Annotated in this window: 20 protein-coding genes; 9 read left to right on the plus strand and 11 right to left on the minus strand. The window is 60.0% G+C overall.

What is annotated here, in order from left to right; all coding sequences use genetic code 11:
* The first annotated feature begins 108 nt into the window (after positions 1-108).
* On the plus strand, positions 109-1,095 hold the full coding sequence (locus KVG95_RS15170) for a FecR family protein (RefSeq protein WP_437180796.1): 987 nt from the start codon (positions 109-111) through the stop codon (positions 1,093-1,095).
* Positions 1,096-1,113: 18 nt separating this feature from the next.
* Positions 1,114-3,426, plus strand: coding sequence for a CHASE2 domain-containing protein (locus KVG95_RS15175; RefSeq protein ID WP_217856993.1), 2,313 nt, complete (start codon positions 1,114-1,116; stop codon positions 3,424-3,426).
* Positions 3,427-3,608: 182 nt separating this feature from the next.
* Here the strand turns inward: KVG95_RS15175 and KVG95_RS15180 are convergent, their stop codons facing one another.
* From KVG95_RS15180 to glyQ, 4 genes are all read right to left on the minus strand, one after another.
* Positions 3,609-4,388: a lysophospholipid acyltransferase family protein gene (locus KVG95_RS15180; RefSeq protein WP_217856994.1), complete on the minus strand. Its 780-nt coding sequence runs from the start codon at positions 4,386-4,388 to the stop codon at positions 3,609-3,611.
* Positions 4,389-4,470: 82 nt separating this feature from the next.
* A complete protein-coding gene (gene gmhB / locus KVG95_RS15185) occupies positions 4,471-5,010 on the minus strand; it encodes a D-glycero-beta-D-manno-heptose 1,7-bisphosphate 7-phosphatase (protein ID WP_177409434.1) in 540 nt (179 codons plus the stop codon).
* 5 nt (positions 5,011-5,015) lie between these two features.
* Positions 5,016-7,070 carry a glycine--tRNA ligase subunit beta gene (gene glyS / locus KVG95_RS15190; protein WP_217856995.1) on the minus strand — a complete coding sequence of 685 codons (2,055 nt, stop codon included), beginning with the start codon at positions 7,068-7,070 and terminating at the stop codon, positions 5,016-5,018.
* Positions 7,067-8,020 carry a glycine--tRNA ligase subunit alpha gene (glyQ, locus tag KVG95_RS15195; RefSeq protein ID WP_003213601.1) on the minus strand — a complete coding sequence of 318 codons (954 nt, stop codon included), beginning with the start codon at positions 8,018-8,020 and terminating at the stop codon, positions 7,067-7,069. Before glyQ ends, glyS begins: the two co-directional genes overlap by 4 nt.
* An 81-nt stretch (positions 8,021-8,101) precedes the next feature.
* On the opposite strand from glyQ, the gene tag reads away from it, so the two are divergent.
* Positions 8,102-8,659 (plus strand): DNA-3-methyladenine glycosylase I, encoded by a 558-nt coding sequence (gene tag, locus KVG95_RS15200; protein WP_052966004.1) that lies wholly within the window; start codon positions 8,102-8,104, stop codon positions 8,657-8,659.
* 40 nt (positions 8,660-8,699) lie between these two features.
* A complete protein-coding gene (locus KVG95_RS15205) occupies positions 8,700-9,587 on the plus strand; it encodes a lysophospholipid acyltransferase (RefSeq protein WP_007902957.1) in 888 nt (295 codons plus the stop codon).
* A gap of 130 nt (positions 9,588-9,717) precedes the next feature.
* Here the strand turns inward: KVG95_RS15205 and KVG95_RS15210 are convergent, their stop codons facing one another.
* The 5 genes from KVG95_RS15210 to def form a co-directional block, all read right to left on the minus strand.
* Positions 9,718-10,032, minus strand: coding sequence for a tetratricopeptide repeat protein (locus tag KVG95_RS15210; RefSeq protein WP_008007911.1), 315 nt, complete (start codon positions 10,030-10,032; stop codon positions 9,718-9,720).
* A 131-nt stretch (positions 10,033-10,163) separates the two neighbouring features.
* Positions 10,164-11,537: a Trk system potassium transporter TrkA gene (gene trkA, locus KVG95_RS15215; protein ID WP_217856996.1), complete on the minus strand. Its 1,374-nt coding sequence runs from the start codon at positions 11,535-11,537 to the stop codon at positions 10,164-10,166.
* A gap of 22 nt (positions 11,538-11,559) precedes the next feature.
* A complete protein-coding gene (gene rsmB, locus KVG95_RS15220; protein ID WP_217856997.1) occupies positions 11,560-12,870 on the minus strand; it encodes a 16S rRNA (cytosine(967)-C(5))-methyltransferase RsmB in 1,311 nt (436 codons plus the stop codon).
* Entirely contained in the window at positions 12,867-13,826 is a 960-nt protein-coding gene (fmt, locus tag KVG95_RS15225; protein ID WP_217856998.1) for a methionyl-tRNA formyltransferase, read from the minus strand. Before fmt ends, rsmB begins: the two co-directional genes overlap by 4 nt.
* A 70-nt stretch (positions 13,827-13,896) precedes the next feature.
* Positions 13,897-14,403: a peptide deformylase gene (gene def / locus KVG95_RS15230; RefSeq protein ID WP_008007919.1), complete on the minus strand. Its 507-nt coding sequence runs from the start codon at positions 14,401-14,403 to the stop codon at positions 13,897-13,899.
* Between the two features lie 169 nt (positions 14,404-14,572).
* Here def and KVG95_RS15235 point away from each other — a divergent pair, with 169 nt between their 5' ends.
* The 3 genes from KVG95_RS15235 to tsaC all read left to right on the plus strand — a co-directional run bounded on the left by KVG95_RS15235 (position 14,573) and on the right by tsaC (position 17,397).
* Positions 14,573-15,598 carry a LysM peptidoglycan-binding domain-containing protein gene (locus KVG95_RS15235; protein ID WP_217856999.1) on the plus strand — a complete coding sequence of 342 codons (1,026 nt, stop codon included), beginning with the start codon at positions 14,573-14,575 and terminating at the stop codon, positions 15,596-15,598.
* 80 nt (positions 15,599-15,678) lie between these two features.
* On the plus strand, positions 15,679-16,785 hold the full coding sequence (gene dprA / locus KVG95_RS15240) for a DNA-processing protein DprA (RefSeq protein ID WP_217857000.1): 1,107 nt from the start codon (positions 15,679-15,681) through the stop codon (positions 16,783-16,785).
* Positions 16,786-16,839: 54 nt separating this feature from the next.
* A complete protein-coding gene (tsaC, locus tag KVG95_RS15245) occupies positions 16,840-17,397 on the plus strand; it encodes an L-threonylcarbamoyladenylate synthase type 1 TsaC (RefSeq protein ID WP_052963530.1) in 558 nt (185 codons plus the stop codon).
* 134 nt (positions 17,398-17,531) lie between these two features.
* Here tsaC and KVG95_RS15250 read toward each other — a convergent pair whose 3' ends face one another.
* Complete coding sequence (locus tag KVG95_RS15250) at positions 17,532-18,509, minus strand: NADPH:quinone reductase (RefSeq protein ID WP_217857001.1); 978 nt, start codon at positions 18,507-18,509, stop codon at positions 17,532-17,534.
* 174 nt (positions 18,510-18,683) lie between these two features.
* Between KVG95_RS15250 and hemF the strand changes: the two genes are divergently transcribed.
* Both hemF and aroE read left to right on the plus strand, forming a co-directional pair.
* Positions 18,684-19,598, plus strand: a complete 915-nt coding sequence (gene hemF, locus KVG95_RS15255) for an oxygen-dependent coproporphyrinogen oxidase (protein WP_007902928.1) — start codon at positions 18,684-18,686, stop codon at positions 19,596-19,598.
* A gap of 13 nt (positions 19,599-19,611) precedes the next feature.
* On the plus strand, positions 19,612-20,433 hold the full coding sequence (gene aroE, locus KVG95_RS15260; RefSeq protein ID WP_217857002.1) for a shikimate dehydrogenase: 822 nt from the start codon (positions 19,612-19,614) through the stop codon (positions 20,431-20,433).
* Positions 20,434-20,562: 129 nt separating this feature from the next.
* On the opposite strand, the gene KVG95_RS15265 is transcribed toward aroE, so the two are convergent.
* Positions 20,563-22,131, minus strand: a complete 1,569-nt coding sequence (locus KVG95_RS15265; protein WP_217857003.1) for a SulP family inorganic anion transporter — start codon at positions 22,129-22,131, stop codon at positions 20,563-20,565.
* Positions 22,132-22,151: the final 20 nt, after the last annotated feature.

The raw sequence follows: 22,151 nt of genomic DNA on the forward strand, positions 1-22,151 counted from the left end.
TTTGCTCCCATGGCTATCTGCCAGAGCGTCCGGTCAGGTATCGTGCGTCAGCGCGTGCGTTTCCTCGGCATGATTTCTACAAGAGCATAAAAGCAATCCATGAACCCCATGACCTTATTGCTCCCACGCCGTTCTGGCGTCTGTCTTTTACTGATTGCTGGCCTGATGGGATTGTTCACCCAGAGTGCATCAGCGGCTGTCGCCTCGGCAAAACGCCTGTCTTATATCGATGAAAACCAACAATGCCGTGGTCAACCGCTGCCGGCGACTGTCGAGCATCTGACCGGCGAAGCCTGGAAGCTGGACGCCAAAGGCAAGCAGACGCCACTGCAGGAAGGTATGTCGATTGACGAACAGGAAGGCGTCAAGACCTCGCCCTCGGCGTTTGTCAGCCTGTCCCTGGGTGATGGCTCGCGGGTGGTGTTGCCCTCCAGTTCCCATATCACCTTGCACCTCAATGAAGAACATTCGATCCCTCAGGTCATTCTTGAGCAGGGGCAAGTTGAGTCGTATGTGATCAAACGTGCCAGCGACCATGATCGCTTTCAGATCGTCACGCCGGTCGGTGTACTGGGCGTACGGGGCACGCACTTTCGGGTGCGCAACGATGACGGTGGCGAGGCGCTGCTGGAAGTGTTGAACGGGCAAGTAACGGTCGATCGTGACGAGCAAACGTCGGGCTCCCGCCCTGCCCGGTCGGCTGCCAAACGGACTCAGAGCTCTGAAGCTGACGAGGTCCAGGTTATGGCCCGTCAAGGTTTGCGTATTCAGAAACAAGGCACGTTGACGCCAATCGACTTGTTACCTGCCCCACGTTTGTTGGGGCAAGCCGGTCAGACGGGTAATGTGCCTGTCTGGCAATTGATCATGAAACCCATCGAAGGGGCCACGCGTTATCGGGCGCAAGTGGCTACCGACGCAGCCTTTCTGGACATCAAGCAAGAGCAGTTTTCTAGCACGCCAGAGGTCAACTTCAGCGGGCTGAAAGCGTTTTTCTACCATGTTCGCCTATCGGCCTATGATGCTCAGGGGCTAGAGGGAGAGACCGGGGTGTATGACATTTTCTATTACCCCAGGACTACCCGTGTCCAATAGCGCCCTGGCCAACGACCGATGAAGAGACGGCCAAGGAAGGATGACCGCGAGCCGACCCAGGCCCAGCGGTTGTTTCAGCGGATGGTCCGCGAGTGGCTGTGGGTTTGTCTGATCCTGTTGCCGCTGACGGCGATGCTGTCCATGACTCAGGGTCTGGCCCTGAGCAATCTGCTGTATGACAACCTGCGCCGGCTGAGCCCTCTGCCGGTGGACCCACGAATACTCATCGTCACGATCGATGACTACAGCTTGCAGCAGCTTGGCCAATGGCCGTGGTCGCGGGCCATGCACGCGCAACTGCTTGATCGGCTCAGCGCCGCGAACGTTAAAGGCGTTCTGTTCGACGTTATTTTCAGCGAGCCCGATAGCCATCCCGGCGACGATCGGCTTTTGGCCCAGGCAGTCTGTCGAGCCGGGAATGTTTTCGTGCCGCTGCTGCGCGAAGGCGTCGCGCGTTATGGGCAGCCCTTGGGGGAAATTGAACCGGTGGCCCAGCTGAGCCATTGCGCCAAAGGCATCGGGCACATCAATGCCGAAGCGGATGCCGACGGAATTGTGCGCAGCGTGTATTTAAGCGAAGGACCGGCGCAAAACCCCCGCCCGCAACTGGCCTGGCTGCTGTACGAAGAAACCCTTGCCGATAAGGGAAATGTACCGATGCCCGGTACCCCGGCCCTGACATCGGCGCAAGGCTGGCAGCGAGCCCACGAAATACGGATTCCTTTCATCCATTCCGACGCGGGCTTTCCCACTGTGCCCTACGTCAGCGTATTGCGCGGCGAAGTTCCGCCCGAGTTACTGCGCGATCGCTTGATCCTGATCGGTTCGACTGCTCCAGGCCTGGGCGACCGCTACGTGACACCGCAATCGGCCAGCGTCGGCACCACACCGGGTATCGAGATCCAGGCGAATATCCTCAACGGGCTGCTGCAACAGCGCAACATCGTGGTTCTCGATCAGCGCTTGGCGGCGTTGTTATCGGTGATGATTGTCGGTGAGTTGCTGGGCCTGCTGTTGGTACGTCCGCGTCGCGCCCTATGGCTGACTCTGGGCGCAATGGCGGCCGCTCTGCTGGGTTCTGGTGTACTGATGCGGCTTGGCTGGTGGTGGTCACCGGCCGCGAGCCTGCTGGGTATGATGCTGGGCTATCTGATCTGGAATTGGCGAAGGCTGAACGCGGTGCTCGCCTATTTCGGCTGGGAACTGGCGCGCCTGGACAGCGAGCCAAAAGTCTTTCCCGAACGTCGTCGCACCCAAGCCCCGGCCGGTGATGTGCTGCAAGGGCAAATCGTCGCGCTGGAGCAGGCCATGAGCCGGACCCGCGACACCCGACGTTTCATTGCCGATGGGCTTGAATACCTGCCGGTGGCGACGCTGATCAGCGATCCGCAAGGGCGCATTCTGCTGGCCAACCGCAAGGCTCGAGAGGTGTTTGGTCGTGGCTTGGTGGGCGAGGACATGCTCGAGCAACTGAGCGATCTGGGTTACCCGGTGCCGTCCAACGGAATGCCGTCTGCGTTGTCGACCCTGGAGCCGCTGGAGTTTCGTGACACCCAGGCACGCAGCCTGCGTCTGGACCTGGCACCGTTGTTACCAGCCGAGGGCGACTCCGTGATTGGCTGGCTACTGAGCCTCACCGACTTGAGCGTCGAGCGGGACGCTGAAGAACAGCGAGCCGTGTTGCTGCGCTTTTTGTCTCATGACCTCAGAGCTCCCCACTCGGCGATACTCGCCTTGCTCGACGTTCAGCGGCATCAGGTGTCCGGCGACACTCAAGTGTTCAGCCAGATCGAGTTACAAGTGCGCAAAGCGCTGAACCTGACCGAGGCTTTTGTGCAGTTGGCAAAAGCCGAGTCCGAGGCCTATCAGTTTCAGCCGAGTATGTTCGCGATGTTGTTACTCGATACCTTCGACCAGGCCTCGAGCATCGCTCATCTGAAGAACATTCAGTTGCTGCATGACCTCGACGAAGACGCTGAAGTGTTGGTCCTGGCCGATCAATCGCTACTGACACGGGCACTGTTCAACCTGCTGGAAAACGCCATCAAGTACAGTCCGGCGGGGTCGCGGATCTCAGTGCGGGTGAGTTGTGCCGAGGGCTGGCTGCTGTGCGAAATCGCCGATCAAGGCCGAGGGATTGCTGTCGATGAACTTCCCGAGTTGTTCAGTCAGTATCGGCGTTTTACCTCGGCTCATGGCAGCGACGGCTTGGGACTGGGTTTGTCCATGGTCAAGGCCGTGGTGGATCGTCATGGTGGGAGGATTTCCTGTCATAGCGTGGTGGGGCAAGGCACGACGTTCAGTGTCCAGTTACCGCTATTGAGCGAGTGAGCCAGACGCTTTCAACGGGCATAAAAAAAACCGGCTATATCAGCCGGTTTTTTACGTCCGAAATAAACTTATGCACCTTTTCCGACGTTTTATTTGCTTAAGAAATATGTATGTAAATCATAAACTTAAAAACTAAAAACGACGTTTTTCAACAAAACGGTACACAGGTTATCCACAGAATCTCAGACAGTCATTTGATCAGTAGCGTTGGGTGCCGCCGGGGCTGCTGGCAGCGAACCCATCTGGCGTTGCATCTGTTCGTTCCAGGCCTGCACTCGGTCATTCAAGTCGGCAATGGCTCGCGGCCCGCTACCCTCGGCGTACATCGGTGCGCCAATGATCACGGTGATCACGCCCTGCTTCTTTGCCCAACCGGTTTTTGGCCAAAACTTGCCGGCATTGTGCGCAATCGGCAGTACCGGTAATAACGCATTGACGGCCAACGCGGTGCCACCGCGGGAGAACTTGCCGATGGTGCCGTAAGGAACGCGAGTCCCTTCAGGGAAGATCAGTACCCAGACATTGTCCTTGAGCAGCTCATCGCCCTTCTTTGCCACATGCTTGAGCGCAGCTTTCGGGTTGCCACGGTCGATGGCGATCGGTCGCAGCATGGCCATGGCCCAGCCGAAGAACGGAACGTAGAGCAGTTCGCGCTTGAGCACCTGGCTTAGAGGCTCGAAATACGCCGAGAGAAAGAATGTTTCCCAAGTGCTCTGGTGGTTCGACTGAATCACGCAGGGCTGGTCAGGCACGTTCTCGGCACCCTTCACTTCGTAACGGATACCCAGAAAGACTTTGCTCAGCCATAAAGCGCAGCGGCACCAGTACACGTTGATAAAGCGATAGCGCGCCTTGAATGGCAGAAACGGCGCGATAAAAAAGCTCAGGGTGCACCAGAGCAAAGAGCTGGTGCCCAGCAGCAGGTAAAAGAGAAAAGTTCTGATGGCCTGCAGTATCGACATGGCGACATTTACCGTTGCGGGCATTGCCCGCCTATTCAAGCGCACTCCCGATCAGTCCTTGGCCAGGATGTTCAGAAGAGCCTTAGTTGTGGATAAGTTCCGCGGCAATCGCCGCCAGATCGTCAAAAATCAAGGTGCCCGCCGGTAGGGTCAAGCCCTGCGTCTTTTCGCCTTTCCCGGTCTTTACCAAAACTGGCTGAGAGTCGACGGCTCTGGCGGCTTCCAGGTCACCGAGAGTATCGCCGACGAACCATAGATTCGTCAGCGAAACGTTGTAATGCGCGGCGATGGTTTTCAACATCCCGGGTTTTGGCTTGCGGCAATCGCAACCATCGTCTGGCCCGTGCGGGCAATAGACGATCAGCCCGACTTCGCCGCCCTGCTCCGCCACCAGCTCGCGCAAGCGAGCGTGCATGGCATCCAGGGTGGCGATGTCGTAATAGCCGCGAGCGATACCCGACTGGTTGGTAGCGACCGCCACCGTCCAGCCGGCCTTGCTCAACTGCGCGATCGCTTCGATCGAACCGGGGAGCGGAATCCACTCCTCCACCGACTTGATATACGCATCGGAGTCGTAATTGATCACTCCGTCCCGATCGAGAATCAGCAGTTTCAACAGCAAACCCCTTAGCCCAGCAGCGAAATGTCGGCGACGCCGAGGAACAAACCACGCAGACGCGCCAGCAGCGCATAGCGGTTGGCTCGCACCTTGGCATCTTCGGCGTTGACCATCACCGCTTCGAAGAACGCATCCACCGGCTCGCGCAAGGCGGCCAGACGCGCCAGCGATTCGCTGTACTGACGAGCAGCGGCCATTGGCTGAACAGCCTGGTCAGCCTGCTGGATCGCCGAATACAGGGAGAACTCGTTGGCGTTGTCGAAGTACTTGGCTTCAACGACCGAAGGAACGGTGCCTTCGACCTTGCTGAGCAAGTTCGAAACACGCTTGTTCACGGCGGCCAGGGCAGCGGCTTCCGGCAATTTGCGGAACGCTTCTACCGCTTGTACACGCTGATCGAAGTCCAGCGCCGAACCCGGCTTCAGGGCACGGACCGACAGGTAAGTCCCGACATCAACCCCTTCGTCTTCATAACGGGCACGCAGACGATCGAAGATGAATTCCAGCACCGAGTCATTCAGGCCGGCAGCCTTGACCTTGGTACCGAACGCATTCACGGCAAACGCCACGGCGTCGTTGAGGTCGAGGTCGAGCTTCTTGTCGATCAGGATGCGCAATACACCCAGCGCTGCACGGCGCAGGGCATATGGGTCTTTGCTACCGGTTGGCAGCATGCCGATACCGAAAATACCCACCAGTGTGTCGAGCTTGTCGGCGATGGCCACGGCCGCACCGGTGAGGGTCGTAGGCAGTTCAGCACCCGCACCGCGCGGCATGTACTGCTCGTTCAGCGCCAGTGCAACTTCTTCCGGCTCGCCGTCGTTGAGGGCGTAGTAGTAACCGGCGACACCTTGCATCTCCGGGAACTCACCGACCATCTCGGTCGCCAGGTCGCACTTGGACAACAGGCCGGCACGGGAAGCCCAGGCAGCGTTGCCGCCAATGCGTTGAGCGATGAATGCAGCGAGCTTGGAAACACGTTCGGCCTTGTCGTAGACGCTGCCGAGTTTTTCCTGGAACACCACGTTCTGCAGACGCAGATTGAAGTCTTCGAGTTTTTGCTTCTTGTCTTGCTTGAAGAAGAACTCGGCGTCGGTCAAGCGTGGGCGAACCACTTTCTCGTTACCGGCGATGATCTGCTGCGGGTCTTTGCTTTCGATATTGGCCACGGTAATGAAACGAGGCAGCAACTTGCCGTCGGCATCCAGCAGGCAGAAATACTTCTGGTTGTCCTGCATGGTAGTGATCAGCGCTTCTTGGGGCACGTCGAGGAAACGTTCTTCGAACGAGCACACCAGCGGCACCGGCCATTCAACCAGCGCAGTCACTTCGTCGAGCAGGCTCGGCGGCACGATGGCCGTACCTTCCTGCTGTGTCGCCAGTTCTTCGGTGCGCTTGCTGATCAGTTCGCGACGCTCGTTGGCATCGGCCAGCACATAGGCAGCACGCAGATCGCTCAGGTAGTTCGCCGGCGAGGTGATGCGCACGCTTTCAGGATGGTGGAAGCGGTGACCACGGGAATCGCGGCCGGACTTTTGCGCGAGGATGGTGCAGTCGATGACATGGTCACCGAGCAGCATCACCAGCCACTGGGTCGGGCGAACGAATTCTTCCTTACGAGCACCCCAGCGCATGCGCTTGGGGATAGGCAGGTCGTTCAGGGAATCTTCGACGATGGTTGGCATCAGGCTCGCGGTCGGCTTGCCGGTGATGCTTTGGCTGTAGCGCAGTTTCGGACCGCTCTGATCGATTTCGCTCAGGTCGACGCCGCACTTCTTGGCGAAGCCCAGGGCTGCTTGAGTCGGGTTGCCTTCGGCATCGAACGCGGCCTGACGCGGCGGGCCGTCAAGGTTGATGCTGCGATCCGGCTGCTGGGTTGCCAGCGCGGTGATCAGCACGGCCAGACGACGTGGCGCGGCATAGACGGTTTTGGTTTCGTAGTTCAGGCCAGCGGCTTGCAGGCCTTTGTCGATACCGGCCAGAAACGCATCGGCCAGGGTGTTCAGGGCTTTGGGTGGCAGTTCTTCGGTGCCCAGTTCAACCAGAAAATCTTGAGCACTCATTGTGCAGCCTCCAGCTTGGCCAGTACTTCATCACGCAGGTCCGGGGTCGCCATCGGGAAGCCCAGCTTGGCGCGAGCCAGCAGGTAGGCTTGCGCAACGGAACGCGCCAGGGTGCGTACACGCAGAATGTATTGCTGACGCGCGGTCACCGAGATCGCCCGGCGCGCATCCAGCAGGTTGAAGGTGTGGGACGCCTTCAACACCATTTCGTAGCTCGGCAACGGCAATGGCTGATCGAGTTCGATCAGGCGCTTGGCTTCGCTTTCGTAGAAGTCGAACAACTCGAACAGCTTCTCGACGTTGGCGTGTTCGAAGTTGTAGGTCGACTGCTCCACTTCGTTCTGGTGGAACACGTCGCCGTAGGTCACCTTGCCGAACGGACCGTCAGCCCAGACCAGGTCGTAGACTGAGTCCACGCCTTGCAGGTACATGGCCAGACGTTCCAGACCGTAAGTGATCTCGCCGGTCACCGGGTAGCACTCGATGCCGCCCGCTTGCTGGAAGTAAGTGAACTGCGTCACTTCCATGCCGTTGAGCCAGACTTCCCAGCCCAGACCCCAGGCGCCCAGCGTTGGCGACTCCCAGTTGTCTTCGACGAAACGGATGTCGTGCACCAGCGGGTCCAGGCCCACGTGCTTGAGGGAGCCCAGGTACAGTTCCTGGAAGTTGTCCGGGTTCGGCTTCAGGACTACCTGGAATTGGTAGTAGTGCTGCAGACGGTTCGGGTTTTCGCCGTAGCGGCCGTCAGTCGGGCGACGACTGGGCTGCACATAAGCGGCGTTCCAGGTTTCCGGGCCAATGGCGCGCAGGAACGTGGCAGTGTGGAAAGTGCCGGCGCCTACTTCCATATCGTAGGGCTGAAGTACCACACAACCTTGCTCGGCCCAGTATTGCTGGAGGGCGAGGATCAAGTCTTGGAAGGTACGCACGGCTGGCGTAGGCTGGCTCACGAAATTCACCTGTTTCTTGGGCTGCGATTTAAAGAGCGGGAGTATACCCGATTCGGTCCTGCGCACGCCCCCTGGAGCCTTATGCCACGCTGCTTTTGGTGTACCGAAGATCCGCTGTACATGGCTTATCACGATCAGGAGTGGGGCACGCCGCTACGCGATGCGCAGGGTTTGTTCGAGTTGCTTTTGCTCGAAGGGTTCCAGGCCGGGCTTTCCTGGATCACTGTGTTGCGCAAACGAGAGCGCTATCGCGAGGTGCTGTTTGGCTTCGATGTACAGCGCGTGGCACAGATGAGCGATGCGGAAATCGATGAATTGATGCTCGATCCGGGGATCATCCGCAATCGCCTCAAACTCAATGCCGCCCGGCGCAATGCCCAGGCCTGGCTGGCGCTGGAGGACCCGGTGGCGTTTCTCTGGTCGTTCGTCGGCGGAACGCCTGTGATCAATCATTTCAAGGATCGCAGTGAAGTGCCGGCCGTGACACCGGTCGCCGTCGAGATGAGCAAAGGCCTGAAAAAAGCCGGATTCACGTTCGTCGGCCCGACCATTTGTTACGCGTTGATGCAGGCTTCGGGCATGGTCATGGACCACACTCGGGATTGCGATCGCTACGCCCCCTTGGCGAACGGCGGTTAGAATAGCCGCCTCGCGCACAGCACAAGATCAGGAGTGACCTGTGGATAAGTTGAAAGGCGCCTTGCTGGTAGGCGCTCTGCGTCTGTTTGCCCTGCTTCCCTGGCGGGCAGTGCAGGCGGTGGGTTCGGCGATTGGCTGGATCATGTGGAAAACCCCCAACCGTTCCCGCGACGTGGTACGGATCAACCTCGCCAAGTGCTTTCCGCAGATGGACCCGGCCGAACGTGAGCGTCTGGTAGGCCAGAGCCTGAAAGACATTGGCAAGTCCCTGACCGAGAGCGCTTGCGCGTGGATCTGGCCGGCTCAGCGTTCCATTGATTTGGTGCGTGAAGTCGAAGGTCTCGATGTGCTCAAAGACGCCCTCGCCTCCGGCAAAGGCGTGGTCGGCATCACCAGCCACTTGGGCAACTGGGAAGTGTTGAACCACTTCTATTGCAACCAGTGCAAACCGATCATTTTCTACCGTCCGCCCAAGCTCAAGGCGGTGGATGACTTGCTGCGCAAGCAGCGGGTGCAATTGGGTAACCGAGTGGCCGCTTCCACCAAGGAAGGCATCCTCAGTGTGATCAAGGAAGTGCGCAAAGGTGGTGCAGTGGGTATTCCGGCAGACCCGGAACCGGCCGAATCCGCCGGGATCTTCGTGCCGTTCTTCGCCACTCAGGCCCTGACCAGTAAATTCGTCCCGAACATGCTGGCCGGCGGCAAAGCGGTCGGCGTGTTCCTGCATGCCCTGCGGCTGCCGGACGGTTCGGGTTACAAAGTGATCCTCGAAGCCGCGCCAGAGGCCATGTACAGCACCGATACCGAAACCTCCTGCGCGGCGATGAGCCAGGTGGTCGAGCGCTATGTGCGGGCTTATCCGAGCCAGTACATGTGGAGCATGAAACGCTTCAAGAAGCGTCCGCCGGGCGAAGAACGCTGGTATTGATGCTGCTGTGGATAGCCCCGTAGGAGCTGCCGAAGGCTGCGATCTTTTGATTTTTTATCAAAGCAAGATCAAAAGATCGCGGCCTTCGGCAGCTCCTACAAAGGCTTCCCACAGGCTGCGTTACTTCTGATCAGTGCGCCTGACGCTCAAGCTTTTTCAGAAACACCGTCATCTCCTTCTCGGCCTGCTTGTCGCCATGGTTGCGGGCGGCTTCCAGGCCCTGTTCCCATGCCTGACGCGCCGCAGCGTAATCCGCCAACGCCAGATGCGCCTTGCCCAATAACTTCCAGGCCGCCGAATACTTCGGATCGAACTCGACGCAGCGCTGAAAATGCTCGGCGGCTTTGGCATTTTCACCCAGATCCAGATAACCCTTGCCCAGGCCGAAGCGCAGCAGCGAGTTATCCACACCCTTGGCGAGCATTTTTTCCAGGGATTCGATCATCGGTGCTTCCTCAGTCAGTGATCGTTCCCACGCTCCGCGTGGGAATGCAGCCCGGGACGCTCTGCGTCCCATTCAAAGCCGAACGCGGAGCGTCCGTTGAGGCATTCCCACGCAGAGCGTGGGAACGATCATCAGAAAAAGCTCAACCCCACATGGAACAGCTTTTCCACATCCCGAATGTGCTTTTTATCCACAAGGAACAGAATCACATGGTCGCCGGCTTCGATCACTGTGTTGTCGTGGGCGATGATCACTTCTTCATCGCGGATGATCGCGCCGATGGTAGTCCCCGGCGGCAGGCCGATGTTTTCGATGGCCTTGCCGATCACCTTGCTCGACTTCTCATCACCGTGGGCGATGGCCTCGATGGCTTCCGCCGCACCTCGACGCAATGAGTGCACGCTGACGATATCGCCGCGCCGCACGTGGGCCAGCAAGGTGCCGATCGTCGCCAATTGCGGGCTGATGGCGATGTCGATGTCGCCGCCCTGGATCAGGTCGACGTAGGCCGGGTTGTTGATGATCGTCATCACCTTCTTCGCGCCCAGACGCTTGGCGAGCAGCGACGACATGATGTTGGCTTCGTCGTCGTTGGTCAGCGCCAGGAAGATGTCGGCGTCGGCGATGTTCTCTTCCATCAGCAAGTCGCGGTCGGAGGCACTGCCCTGCAACACCACGGTGCTGTCGAGGGTGTCCGAGAGATGGCGGCAGCGGGCCGGGTTCATCTCGATGATCTTCACCTGATAGCGGCTTTCGATGGCCTCGGCCAAACGCTCACCAATCTGCCCTCCGCCAGCGATGACGATGCGTTTGTAGCTCTCGTCGAGGCGGCGCATTTCACTCATCACCGCGCGAATATTCGCTTTGGCGGCGATGAAAAACACTTCGTCGTCGGCCTCGATCACGGTATCGCCCTGGGGCAGGATCGGCCGGTCACGACGGAAAATCGCCGCAACGCGGGTTTCGACGTTCGGCATGTGTTCGCGCAGCTGCCGCAGTTGCTGACCCACCAGCGGACCGCCGTAATAGGCTTTCACAGCCACCAGCTGTGCTTTGCCTTCGGCGAAGTCGATTACCTGCAACGCACCCGGATGCTGGATCAGGCGCTTGATGTAGTTGGTAACGACTTGCTCCGGACTGATCAGCACGTCGACCGGAATCGCTTCGTTATCGAACAGTTCGGCGCGGGTCAGGTACGTGGCTTCGCGGACCCGGGCGATCTTGGTTGGCGTGTGGAACAAGGTGTGAGCGACCTGACAGGCCACCATGTTGGTTTCGTCACTGTTGGTCACTGCAACCAACATGTCGGCGTCGTCGGCACCGGCCTGACGCAGTACCGTTGGCAGCGAACCGCGACCCTGTACGGTGCGGATGTCCAGCCGATCGCCGAGGTCGCGCAGGCGTTCGCCATCGGTGTCGACCACGGTGATGTCGTTGGCTTCGCTGGCCAGGTGTTCCGCCAGCGAACCGCCGACCTGCCCTGCGCCGAGGATGATGATTTTCATCCAGTCACTCCTTTAAAACCGGTTAACCGCGCGTGGCGGCAATCTTGATCAGCTTGGCGTAGTAGAACCCGTCATGGCCGCCTTCCTGGGCCAGCAATTGGCGACCATGGGGCTGCTTGATGCCGGCCTGACTAGCGATGTCGAGTTCACGGGCACCCGGTGTGCGAGCGAGGAACGCTTCGATGACTTCGGTGTTCTCGGTCGGCAGCGTGGAGCAGGTGGCGTAAAGCAGAATGCCGCCCACTTCCAGCGTTATCCACATGGCATCAAGCAGCTCGCCCTGAAGCACCGCCAGCGCGGCGATGTCATCGGGTTGGCGGGTCAGTTTGATGTCCGGGTGACGACGGATCACCCCGGTGGCCGAGCACGGCGCGTCCAGCAAAATGCGCTGGAACGGTTTGCCGTCCCACCAGGTCGCGGTGTCGCGGCCGTCGGCGGCGATCAGTTCGGCGCTCAGGCCCAGGCGTGCAAGGTTTTCCCGTACTCGCACCAGACGTTTGGCTTCCAGATCCACAGCCACCACGCCGGCCAGTTTGGGCTCGGCCTCAAGGATGTGGCAGGTTTTGCCGCCCGGTGCGCAGCAGGCGTCCAGCACCCGTTGGCCTGGCGCGAGGTCCAGCAGATCGGCGGCCAGTTGCGCGGCTTCGTCCTGCACGCTGATCCAGCCTTCGGCGAAACCCGGGAGGCTGCGCACGTCGGCCGCTGCGTCGAGGATGATGCCGTCCTGACTGTAAACGCAGGGCTTGGCAGCGATGCCCGCTTCAGTCAGCAAGCCGAGGTAGGCATCGCGGGTGTGATGGCGACGGTTGACCCGCAGAATCATCGGCGGGTGAGCGTTGTTCGCCGCGCAAATGGCTTCCCACTGCTCAGGCCAGAAGGCCTTGAGGGATTTTTGCAGCCAGCGTGGGTGAGCGGTGCGCACCACCGGGTCGTGCTCCAGCTCGGCCAGCAGCGCTTCGCTTTCCCGCTGGGCGCGGCGCAGCACGGCATTGAGCAAGGCTTTGGCCCACGGCTTTTTCAGTTTGTCGGCGCAACCAACGGTTTCGCCGATGGCCGCGTGGGCCGGAACCCGGGTGTAGAGCAGTTGGTAGAGGCCGACCAGCAACAGCGCCTCGACATCGGCATCGGCTGCTTTGAACGGCTTTTGCAGCAACTTGGCCGCCAGCGCCGATAAACGCGGCTGCCAGCGAGCCGTGCCGAACGCCAGGTCCTGGGTAAAGCCGCGATCGCGGTCTTCGACCTTGTCCATTTGCGTCGGCAGAGAACTGTTGAGTGAGGCTTTTCCGTTAAGAACAGCAGCAAGTGCCTTGGCGGCAGCCAGACGTGGATTCATTGAGCGTCCGCCGCTTGACCGAGAACGGTGCCGACGGCGAATTTCTCACGACGGCTGTTGAACAAGTCGCTGAAGTTCAGCGCCTTGCCGCCGGGCAATTGCAGGCGAGTCAGGCACAGTGCCTGTTCACCGCAGGCGACAACCAAACCGTCTTTGCTGGCACTGAGAATTTCACCCGGCGCGCCCTGCCCTTCGGCCAGGCTCGCAGCCAGCACTTTCAGTGCTTCACCGTTTAGCGTGCTGTGGGTGATCGGCCAAGGATTGAAGGCGCGAACCAGACGCTCCAGCTCAACTGCCGGACGGCTCCAGTCGATGCGCGCTTCGTCCTTGTTCAATTTGTGTGCGTAGGTGGCGAGGCTGTCGTCCTGCACTTCGCCTTCCAGAGTGCCTGCGGCCAGGCCGGCAATCGCCTGAACCACGGCCGGTGGGCCCATCTCTGCGAGGCGATCATGGAGGCTGCCGCCGGTGTCTTCGGCGCTGATCGGCGTGGTGACCTTGAGCAGCATCGGCCCGGTGTCGAGGCCCAGTTCCATGCGCATCACGGTCACGCCACTTTCGCTGTCACCCGCTTCAACAGCGCGCTGGATCGGCGCCGCACCGCGCCAGCGTGGCAGCAAGGATGCGTGACTGTTGATGCAGCCCAGACGCGGAATATCCAGCACCACTTGCGGCAGGATCAGCCCGTAAGCGACCACCACCAGCAAATCCGGTTGCAGTGCGGCCAGTTCAGCCTGAGCGTCTTCGTTGCGCAGGGTTGGTGGCTGCAACACCGGGATACTGTTTTCCAACGCCAACTGCTTGACCGGGCTCGGCATCAGCTTCTGCCCACGGCCCGCCGGACGGTCCGGTTGGGTGTAGACCGCAACGATCTCGTAAGGACTGTCGAGCAGGGCCTTGAGGTGTTCGGCGGCGAATTCCGGGGTACCGGCAAAGACAATGCGCAGTGGCTCAGTCATGAAAGCTCTCAATTACAAAGCGTCTTGAAAAGAAAAAGGCTTGCCGCAGCAAGCCTTTGAAAGAAGGGCATCAAGCGTTCTGGCGATGGAGCTTTTCCAGTTTCTTCTTGATCCGGTCGCGTTTGAGCGTAGACAGGTAATCAACGAACAATTTGCCATTGAGGTGGTCGCATTCATGCTGGATGCATACCGCGAGCAGGCCTTCGGCAATCAGTTCGTACGGTTGGCCGTCGCGGTCCAGGGCCTTGATCTTGACCTTTTGCGGGCGGTCGACGTTTTCGTAGAAACCCGGCACCGAAAGGCAGCCTTCCTGGTACTGGTCCACCTCGTCGGTCAGGACTTCGAACTCGGGGTTGATGAACACCCGTGGCTCGCTGCGGTCTTCGGAGAGGTCCATCACGACGATACGTTTGTGCACGTTGACCTGGGTCGCGGCGAGGCCGATGCCTGGCGCTTCATACATTGTTTCAAACATGTCATCGACCAACTGACGCACTTCGTCGTCCACTACAGCCACTGGTTTGGCGATAGTACGCAGGCGCGAGTCGGGGAATTCGAGGATGTCTAAAATGGCCATAAGCTCAATTGCTGCACGTGTGAGGTAAAGTCGGGTCGATGGCCTGGCGAGTCCGAGGATGCAGGCTACCGTTGTGAACGTAGCTTCCGGCTTTTCAATAATGAGCAGGAAGCGAGCCACGAGGGCTCTGGCGTTTCACGCGAACGTACATAATAAAGGGATTCACCGCATGAGGAAATCACTACTCGCCTTGCTCCTTCTGGCCTCGGCCGGTTTTGCGCATGGGCAAGTGCAACTCAGGGAAGGTTTTCCACAGCAATACACCGTGGTGGCAGGGGACACACTCTGGGACATTTCCGCCAAATACCTGCGTGAACCGTGGGAGTGGCCGCAGCTTTGGCAGGCCAATCCACAGATCGAAAACCCCAATCTCATCTATCCGGGCGATACGCTGTCGCTGGTCTACGTCAACGGTCAGCCACGCCTGACCCTCAATCGCGGCGCTTCCCGGGGCACCATCAAGCTTTCGCCACGAATCCGTAGCTCGCCGGTGGCCGATGCCATTCCGAGTATTCCGCTGAAATCGATCAACAGCTTTCTGCTGAGCAATCGCATCGTCGACAAGGCAGAGGATTTCGACAAGGCGCCCTACATCGTCGCCGGCGATGCCGAACGGGTGCTCAGCGGCACGGGTGATCGAATATTCGCGCGTGGCCATTTCGACCCGGCACAACCGGTGTACGGCATCTTCCGTCAGGGCAAGGTCTACACCGATCCGCAGAGCAAGGAGTTTCTGGGGATCAACGCCGACGACATCGGTGGCGGCGAGATCATTGCCACTGAAGGCGACGTCGCCACCCTGGCCTTGCAACGCACCACACAGGAAGTGCGACTCGGCGACCGGCTGTTCGGCGGTGAAGAGCGCTCGATCAATTCGACCTTCATGCCCAGTGCGCCAACTGCCGAAATCGACGGCTTGATTATCGATGTCCCGCGTGGGGTCACCCAGATCGGCGCGCTGGATGTCGTCACGTTGAACAAGGGGCAGCGCGATGGCCTGGCCGAAGGCAATGTGCTGGCGGTGATGAAAACCGGTGAAACCGTGCGTGACCGGATCACCGGCCAGCCATTGAAAATTCCCGACGAGCGGGCCGGTTTGCTGATGGTCTTCCGCACTTACGACAAGCTCAGCTACGGGCTTGTCCTTAACGCATCGCGCTCTTTGGCGGTGATGGACAAGGTGCGAAATCCTTAAGCCTGCTCACAAGTTACCAACAGAGTTATCCACAGCTTATTCCCGATTCGATGGGATTCTATAACGATCAAGGATGATCCATGTCGCTGTCTGCCTGCACGTCCGTTTCCCCTGCGGAACTGGAAGCCCGTTTACGCCTGCACCGTTTGCCGGAACTCGGCCCTGCGCGTTTCAAGAAATTGCTTGAGGCCTTCGGCTCTGCCTCCAAAGCCATCAGCGCACCGGCCAACGCCTGGCGTGCGTTGGGCCTGCCACTCGCCTGCGTGGAGGGCCGGCGCTCTATTGAAGTCCGTGACGGCGCCAGTCACGCATTGGCCTGGTTAGAGCGCCCGGGCCAGCATTTACTGATGTGGGACCAACCTGACTACCCCGCCTTGCTGGCGCAAATCAGTGATGCGCCGCCGCTGTTATTCGTCGCGGGCGATCCGGGAATTCTGGAAAAACCACAGCTGGCGATGGTCGGCAGCCGTCGTGCTTCGCGACCGGGAATGGACACTGCCACCGCGTTTTCCCGCAGTCTGGCCGGCGCCGGTTTTGTCATCACCAGCGGTCTGGCCCTGGGCATCGATGCCGCCGCGCATCAGGCGGCTCTGGATGTTGGCGGGCAAACGGTCGGCGTACTTGGCACGGGGCTGGAAAATTTTTATCCACAGCGCAATCGAAGGCTGGCGGACGCCATGATCGCTTCGGGAAGCGCGGTACTTTCGGAGTTCCCGCTGGAGGCCGGCCCTTCCCCCGGCAACTTCCCCCGGCGCAATCGAATCATCAGCGGTTTGTCCCTCGGCGTGCTCGTGGTCGAGGCGAGTGTTGCCAGTGGTTCGTTGATCACCGCGAGGCTGGCGGCGGAACAGGGGCGTGAGGTGTATGCGATTCCAGGATCGATCCATCACCCTGGGGCAAAGGGGTGTCATCAGCTGATCCGCGACGGTGCGGTGCTGGTGGAAACCATCGAGCACATCCTCGAAGCCTTGCGCGGCTGGCAACGGCTGCCGTTATCCACAGAAACGCCGCAAACGACAGAGACTCATCCACTGCTCATATTGCTCCACGCGGCGCCCCATACCAGCGAAGCGCTGGCGATCACCAGTGGCTGGGCGTTGTCGAAAGTATTGGCAGCGCTGACGGAGCTGGAAATGGACGGCCGTGCGGTCTGTGAAAGCGGCCGCTGGCTTGCGCGGGGACGCTAGGTTTTACAGGGAAGATCGGTAAACTGCGCAGAGCCTTATTCCGGAGAGTCTTTCATGGTTAACAGTTGGCGTGTGCAACAAGCCGCACGAGAAATTCGCGCTGGGGCGGTCATTGCCTATCCAACCGAAGCTGTCTGGGGCTTGGGTTGCGACCCGTGGGACGAAGAGGCGGTGGATCGTCTGTTGCTGATCAAGGGACGGTCTGTGGATAAAGGCCTGATTCTGGTGGCCGACAATATTCGCCAGTTTGACTTCCTCTTCGAAGACTTCCCTGAACTGTGGATGGACCGCATGGCCAGCACCTGGCCTGGCCCCAACACCTGGCTGGTGCCGCATCAAAATATGTTGCCCCAGTGGATTACCGGTGTGCATGAAACGGTGGCGTTGCGGGTTAGCGATCATCCACTGGTGCGGGATTTGTGTGCGTTGGTCGGGCCGTTGGTGTCGACCTCGGCCAACCCTCAGGGGCGGCCGGCGGCGCGGACGCGGATTCGCGTGGAGCAGTATTTCCGCGGGCAGGTTGATTGGGTGCTGGGTGGCAATCTGGGTGGGCGCAAGAATCCGAGCGTGATTCGCGATCTGGCCACCGGCCACGTTGTGCGCCCGGATTGAGACTGAGGTGGCCCCATTCGCGAGCAAGCCCGCTCCCACAGTAGATCTTCAGTGAACACAAATTTTGTGTTCACCAATAATCGAGTGTGGGAGCGGGCTTGCTCGCGAAGAGGCCCTCACAGACACAAAAAATCTTAAGGCAACAAAACGGTCGAGCCCGTCGTGCGCCGCGCCGACAATTCGGTCTGCGCTTTGGCCGCATCAGCCAATGGATACCGCTGACTGATGTCCACCTTCAACTTGCCGCTGATGATCATCTCGAACAGTTCATCGGCCATGCTTTGCAGGTTTTCAGCGTTGTTGGCGTAGGTCGCCAGGGTCGGTCGGGTCACGTACAGCGAACCCTTCCCCGCGAGAATCCCCAGATTCACTCCGTCCACTGCGCCCGAAGCATTACCGAAACTCACCACCAGCCCTCGAGGTGCGACGCTGTCGAGTGACGTCAGCCAGGTATCTTTGCCTACACCGTCGTACACCACCGGCACTTTTTTACCGTCAGTCAATTCCAGCACGCGTTGCGCGACGTTTTCATGGCTGTAGTCGACGGTCGCCCAGGCGCCATTGGCTTTCGCCAGTGCGGCTTTTTCTGGTGAGCTGACCGTGCCGATCAGTTTCACGTCCAAGGCCTTGGCCCATTGGCAGGCCAGTGAGCCGACGCCACCGGCTGCTGCGTGGAACAGAATGGTTTCGCCACCCTTGAGCTCATATGTCTGGCGCAGCAAGTACTGCACGGTCAGGCCTTTGAGCATCACGCCGGCGGCCTGTTCGAAGCTGATGGCGTCCGGCAGATGCACCAGATTGGCTTCCGGCAATACATGAACGTCGCTATAAGCGCCCAATGGGCCGCTGCCGTACGCCACGCGATCGCCGATATTGAAGCGGGTGACTTCGCTTCCGACTGCTTCGACCACACCCGCGCCTTCAGCGCCCAGGCCCGACGGCAAGGCGGGTGGCGCATAAAGGCCACCGCGGTAATAGGTGTCAATGAAGTTCAGGCCGATGGCCTTGTTGGTCACGCGCACCTGCAGCGGGCCGGGTTCGGCGGGTTGGTAATCGACATGCTCGAGCACTTCGGGACCGCCATGGGCGCGGAACTGGATACGCTTTGCCATCTGCACTTTCCTTAAGTATTAGCTTCTAGAGTTGTAGCGCCAAGCGCCCTATCGGACTCTTAAAGCTTGACCTTCGTCAACTGCGACGGCACAAGGTGCAGTGTTATCCTACGCAGCAATTTGCCGCCGGCCTGTATGAGCGCCGCGTAGCTTTGCCCGATTCAAGGTGATGCCATGACTACCCGCACCGAGGCCGTAAAAGCCTACCTGCTCGACCTGCAAGACCGCATTTGCGCTGCCCTGGAAGCTGAAGACGGCGGCGCGCGTTTCGTCGAAGATGCCTGGACCCGGCCTGCCGGCGGTGGCGGTCGCACCCGGGTGATCGAAAACGGCGCGGTCATTGAAAAGGGCGGCGTTAACTTTTCCCACGTCTTTGGCAGCGGTCTCCCACCCTCCGCCAGCGCTCATCGGCCAGAACTGGCCGGCCGAGGCTTCGAAGCCTTGGGCGTGTCTTTGGTGATTCACCCGCACAACCCCCATGTACCGACGTCCCACGCCAATGTGCGCTTTTTCATCGCTGAAAAAGAAGGTGAAGAGCCGGTCTGGTGGTTCGGTGGCGGCTTCGACCTGACCCCTTATTACGGTAATGAAGAAGACTGCGTGCATTGGCACCGCGTCGCCGAACAGGCCTGTGCGCCGTTCGGGCCAGACGTCTACCCGCGCTACAAAGCCTGGTGCGACAGTTACTTCCACATCAAGCATCGCCACGAGCCGCGTGGCATTGGCGGCCTGTTTTTCGATGACTTGAATGAGTGGGACTTCGATACGAGCTTCGCCTTCATGCGCGCCATCGGCGATGCGTTTATCGACGCTTACCTGCCAATCGTGCAGCGCCGCAAGAATGATGCGTTCACGGCCAAACAGCGTGAATTCCAGGAGTTTCGGCGTGGTCGTTACGTCGAGTTCAACCTGGTCTATGACCGCGGCACGCTGTTCGGCCTGCAATCGGGCGGGCGTACCGAGTCGATCCTGATGTCGCTGCCACCGCAAGTGCGCTGGGCCTACGACTGGAAGGCCGAGCCGGGCAGTGAAGAAGCGCGCCTGACCGAGTACTTCCTGCAAGACCGCGATTGGTTGGCCAAGGCCTGAACGAGGAATTCTGATGGATCGTTACGTCGTATTCGGTAATCCGATTGGCCACAGTAAGTCGCCGTTGATCCATCGTCTGTTCGCCGAGCAGACAGGGCAAAAACTGGACTACAGCACTTTGCTGGCGCCCCTCGATGATTTTTCCGGCTGTGCCCAGGCATTTTTCCGCGAAGGGCGCGGGGCGAATGTGACGGTGCCGTTCAAGGAAGATGCCTATCGTTTGGCGAACAGTTTGACCAAGCGAGCGCAGCGGGCCGGCGCGGTGAATACCCTGAGCAAACTGGCCGATGGCAGTCTGCTGGGTGACAACACCGATGGCGCCGGGCTGGTGCGGGACCTGACGGTCAACGCCGGATTCAGCCTTGCGGGCAAACGCATCCTGCTGCTCGGGGCCGGCGGTGCGGTGCGCGGGGCGCTGGAGCCATTGCTGGCGGAGCAACCGGCGTCGGTGATCATCGCCAACCGCACAGTGGAAAAAGCCGAATTGCTAGCGGAATTGTTCGCGGATCTGGGGCCGGTATCGGCCAGCGGTTTCGATTGGTTGCGGGAGCCGGTGGACCTGATCATCAATGCTACGTCCGCCAGTCTGTCAGGCGATATACCGCCGATTGCCAGCAGTTTGATCGAGCCGGGCAAGACGGTTTGCTACGACATGATGTACGGCAAAGAACCGACCTCGTTCTGCCGCTGGGCCAGCGAGCACGGTGCGGCGGTGACGATGGATGGTCTGGGAATGTTGGCCGAGCAGGCGGCGGAAGCTTTCTATCTGTGGCGCGGCGTGCGCCCGGATACAGCGCCGGTGTTGGCCGAACTCCGCCGCCAGCTCGCGCTCTAGGCTTTTGTGGCGAGGGGGCTTGCTCCCGTTGGACGGCGAAGCCGTCCCAAAACTGCCACGACCGCTGCGCGGCCGAACGGGGGCAAGCCCCCTCGCCACAGGCCGGTGTTTATTCCAAGGTGGGATGTTTCAATCTTCGAAGCGAATCGGGCATTTCTCCGCGCCCTCGAGCTTTCTCAATTCCTCCACCACCTGTGGCCGTGCCCGCCGCAGGGTCAGGCTGCGATCCTGGCGCAGCAGCCGTCGCGCTTCCTGGTGCAGCATTTCCACGCCCGAATAGTCGATGAAGTTGATCTGCTGCGCCTCGATCACCACCCGCGCGCCGTGCATCCGTTGCAGGCGCACTTGCAGGTAATGGCTGGCGCCGAAAAAAATTGAACCGCCAACTCTCAGAATGTCTTCGTCGCCCTCACGCCAATGCTGCACCCGAGGCTGCGAAGTGCGTTTGAGGTAGAAGAACAGCGAGGCCAGCACACCGGCGTAGATCGCCGTTTGCAACTCCAGCAACAGCGTCGCGACACAGGTCAGCGCCATGACCAGAAACTCGGCACGGCTGACCCGCAACAAGGCGCGAATGCCGCGATGGTCGACCAATCCCCAGGCGATCAACAAAATGCTGCCGGCCATGGCCGGGATCGGAATGTGCGCGATCAATACCGCACCGAAGATAGCGAACAACGCCACCCACACCGCTGAAAAAAAACCCGCCAACGGTGAGCAGGCACCGGCGTCATAGCTCAGGGCCGAGCGGGTGAAGGAACCGGCTGACAGCGAGCCGGAAAAAAACGCACCGACCATGTTCGAGAAACCCTGGGCGCGGACTTCTTGATTGGCGTCGAGCAACTGCTGCGAGCGCGCCGACAAGGAGCGGGCAATCGACAGGCTCGTCACCAGTCCGAGCATGCCGACCGCCACAGCACTAGGCAGCAGACGCAACACCAAGTCCAGATCCAGCGGCAACGGGCTAAAGGGCGGCAGTCGTCCGACAAAGGCGCTGACCAACTGCACATGACCGAACATCGCTGGCCACAGCCACACCAGCAACCCGCTCAGGGCCAGAGCGATCAACAGCGTCGGCCAGCGCGGCAACAGCAATTTCAGCACGATGCCCACTGCGACCGTGGCCAGGCCCAGTACCAGCGAGGGTTTGTCCACCTCACTGAGATGACTGAACAGCAGCACCAGGCTGTTCAGCGCCGTGGCCTGGTTGGGCACATCCAGCCCCAGCAAGTTAGGCAGTTGCCCAATGGCAATCACCACCGCTGCTCCAAGGGTGAAGCCCAGCACCACCGAGTGAGAGACGAAATTCACCAGGGCACCGAAACGCAGCAAACCCAGCAGCCACTGGAAAATGCCCGCAAGGAGTGTCAGAAGCAGGATCAGCGTGACGTAGTCTTGCGACGCAGGGACGGCCAGAGGACTGACGCTGGCGTATAGGACGATGGAAATGGCCGCCGTAGGACCGCAGATCAAATGCCACGACGAACCCCAGAGGCAGGCGATCAGCACTGGGATGATCGCGGCGTACAAGCCATATTCCGGTGGGAGACCGGCGATCAGGGCGTAGGCAATGGATTGCGGCAACGCGAGAATCGCGCCACTCAGGCCGACAATCAGATCACGGCCGACGCTGGCGCGGGTTTGCCGGGGCAACCAGGTCAGGAAGGGAAAGAGTGAATGGCGGCTGGGGAAGGCCATGGGTCCTCTCGGGCGGGGTT

This window comes from Pseudomonas farris (genome assembly GCF_019145235.1).
Lineage (GTDB): Bacteria > Pseudomonadota > Gammaproteobacteria > Pseudomonadales > Pseudomonadaceae > Aquipseudomonas > Aquipseudomonas farris.